The organism is Vibrio sp. V42_P2S4T144 (assembly GCF_009904715.1).
Taxonomy (GTDB): domain Bacteria; phylum Pseudomonadota; class Gammaproteobacteria; order Enterobacterales; family Vibrionaceae; genus Vibrio; species Vibrio alginolyticus.
Window position 1 is genome coordinate 1 of sequence record NZ_WXWS01000466.1, and the last position, 3,365, is coordinate 3,365.

Annotated in this window: 1 protein-coding gene and 1 pseudogene; one reads left to right on the plus strand and one right to left on the minus strand. The window is 43.5% G+C overall.

Annotated features, from left to right (window positions below):
• On the minus strand, nt 1-1,127 hold a 1,127-nt coding region (locus CAG68_RS15570; RefSeq protein ID WP_161441341.1), incomplete at its 3' end, for a DUF2813 domain-containing protein.
• Between the two features lie 253 nt (nt 1,128-1,380).
• Between CAG68_RS15570 and CAG68_RS15575 the strand changes: the two are divergent.
• Nucleotides 1,381-3,136: pseudogene (locus CAG68_RS15575) on the plus strand (bifunctional metallophosphatase/5'-nucleotidase).
• The last annotated feature ends 229 nt before the right edge of the window (nt 3,137-3,365 follow it).

A 3,365-nucleotide genomic window follows, 5' to 3' on the forward strand; every position in this document is an offset into this window, starting at 1 on the left:
ACCGACCGTGCAAATAATGCTCCTGAACGATGAAAACGAATATGGAAACCAATTCGGCGCAACTCATCTCGACCAAACTTTGTTGAGTTTAAACTCTTAGCGATGGTTCTGTCTGATAGCCGAATTAAACGTCGAATTGAATACAGTGGAACAGAACCGAGTAACGTGCCACTGTTGGTGGTTAATATCTTTTGCATTGGCAACAATTGCAATAAGGACCACGCTCTCGCTAGATGAGTTGGATGCAGTCGACCTTCTGGATCTTCAATGATCAGTATTGGTCTCGCACAGCGCCTTAAATCGGTGGGACCCTTAGCTTGAAGATAGGCATTGAGTAACCCCATTAAAAGCAAGCGGCTTTGTTTGTCATTGGTTTCTTTCAAGAACTGACTCAAGCCTTTATCAGAGGAAGGGCTTGTATAGAAAAGACCATCACGAGGTTTGCGTGGGTTGCCTTTACTGACACTTCTGAACGCGAAATAGTGTTCAACAAGCGTTTGCATTGAGTCGAGGCTACTACGAATCTCACCTTTATTCACATGGCCAGGCATAGCCAATAAGCGTCGACAGGTGTTGTTGATTCGTTTTTCAATCCGAGCATTTTTACCATCGCCGTTGACATGGTTTAAATCTGGGAAGCGTCGGGAGTCACGTAGTCGGATTACAGGATGAAGTGTCATTAACTCAATAGCGAGTTTCTCTGAGTGGTGAAGTTTTTTGGGTTTGCCGTTATGATCCAAAAACGCGTACTTTGTATTAATGCCGTGCTCATCGCGAGACGCACTAATACGATAGTAAATGACTTGCTCACCATCTTCGTTGGTGCACCATGTAGGCTTTATGCGTCTGTAGCGTCCCGCTTTTACTTCGTTTTTATCCTGTGCTTTAAAACAAACAATGATCTGTAAGTGTTGTGTTTGTGGATGAGAAATTGAGTAGTCAACGTGAAAATCTTTCAGTTTGAATTGATACAATGAGCCATTGGCAGGTAGTGCGATGGAAAGGGCATCGAGCAATGATGATTTGCCCCACGTGTTTTCACCGATGAGCGTGGTGAGTTCGTCAAAAGAGAGTGAAAGGCGTTTGATGCCTCTAAACCCGGAGATTTCGATGCGTTCTAGTCTCATCTCAATCCTCCTTGCAATTATTTGAATTATCGAGAGTTATTTTGCTACTCCTAAGCATATATGAATTCGGAATTTTTGAGTTAAGCTCAGTTCACAAAATTACGAGAGCCTCTTACTGAATAGAGACCGTTACAAGCGAGGCTTGTTTTCAAAGCCGGGGGACAGCATCGTGATCACTTAAACATGAAACCCTAAATCGCAGTTTCATAAAATTCATGATTCTGTCATGATTCACTTCTTATTATTATAAGGAATGAAAAAAGAGAAGATGAAGAGAATAACAATCATAAGCCAGTGAGAATCAAACTGGCACACATCAATGACACACATTCCTACTTTGAACCAACGTCATTACAGTTAAAGCTTAAGATAAACAATGAACTCACGCTAGAACCCTATGTCAGTGCTGGCGGCTTTTCTCGTATCGCAACCAGAGTCGAGCAGTTAAGAGATGATGCTCAGCGCCAAGGTCATGGGATGTTGTTCCTCCATGCCGGAGATTGCTTCCAAGGCACGCTGTATTTCTCACTATTTAAAGGCAAAGCCAATGCCGACTTATTGAACGCATTAAAGATTGATGCAATGGCGTTAGGTAACCATGAATTAGATATGGGGAATGAGCCAGTTGCATTGTTTTGCCAACGTACTCAGTTCCCATTGCTTGCTGGCAACTGGGATTTATCCAATGAATCACTTAAAAAACCTCACCGTATCAGTGATTGCAAGGATGTATATAGTTACAACCGGATACACAGAGCGCTCAATACATTGTTAAAGAATTCCATGGTGAGCGGGTCGCGATTTTCGGATTATCCATAGATAAAATGAGCGACATCGCAAACCCTGATGCAGACACGCCTTTTCACTCAGCAATTGAAACCGCCAAGGCGACCGTAAAACAAATCCATTCATCAGGTATAAAAAATATTATTCTTCTGAGCCACTTAGGTTATGAAGGTGATTTAGAGTTAGCTGAGCAAGTCGCAGGTATTGGAATAATTGTTGGTGGACACAGCCACCGGTTGCAAGGTGATTTTTCATCAATAGGGTTAGGACAAGACGATCCCTACGGTATCAAAATTAATGATACCTATGTGGTGCAAGCGGGTTTCCATGCTTTGACAATGGGGCACTGTGTCATTGAGTTTGATGAACACGGTAAAGCAACGATGTTGAGTGGACAAAATGAACTGTTGCTGGGTCGACGTATTTTTTGGGACTCGACGCTAAACCAACAGCTCGACCAAGGTGTATTCGAAACCGCGTGCGACTTCATCCATGGTCAACCGAATGTCGTGGTTTGTAAGAAACACCCGGAAACTCAAGCGATCCTGAGCGATAAATATATTCCTCAGGTCAGGCAGTTACAGTCACAAGTCATTGCTAGTGTTGACACCAAAAAGCGTCATGTGAGAATTCCCGATGAATTTGGTGAGAGTGAGTTGGCTTCCTCCGTTGCCCGATCATTTCTGCACTGTTTAAACAAACGTGGATATGACGTTCAATTTGCAATTCATAATGCGGGTGGCGTGCGAACCTCTTTGAACCCTGGCAACATTACAGTGGCAGACATTGCCGGACGGCTGTTGCCTTTTGCCGTTCCTATCGGCTTTTACGATGTAAAAGGCAGCGCTATTCGCCGTGCACTTGAAGGCGCGATAAATAATGCACTCAACAATGGCGTAGAAGGCACTGGATCTGGCAGTTATCCGTACACTTACAATTTAAACTTCGAGTACCACGCAGATGCCCCAAAAGGTGAAAGAGTTCAATCATTAGTGATTTTTGATGGCAAACAATGGGTTGGTGTTCAAGATGATGTTTGGTATCGAGGGACTTCTTCTGCCTATACGATGAAAGGGAAAGAGGGGTACGACGCATTGCAGGAGATGAAAGGAGAAGGACGTGTGACCAGTTTGTCCATGGCTGATTGTTTTATTGAACTCCTGACCGATGAGCCAAACTGTTTGAATCAAAGTCACAAACTTTACACAAAGCGACGTCGATAATAGATACTGGTATTGATTTTGCTGCTCTCCACTTACTACATGGGTTGATGAGGATGGCAGTATGTGGAATAAAGATTGGGCAGATACGGCAGTCGTGGTTGCCTGGATCGCAATTTGGTCAACACTGGTCTACTTTGTGCCTCTAAGCGGCTTTTGAATTGCTAAGAATGTGGATGTTACAAAAGGGAGCAGTAATGCTCCTTTTTTGTATCTATCTTCCCCGTTAGGG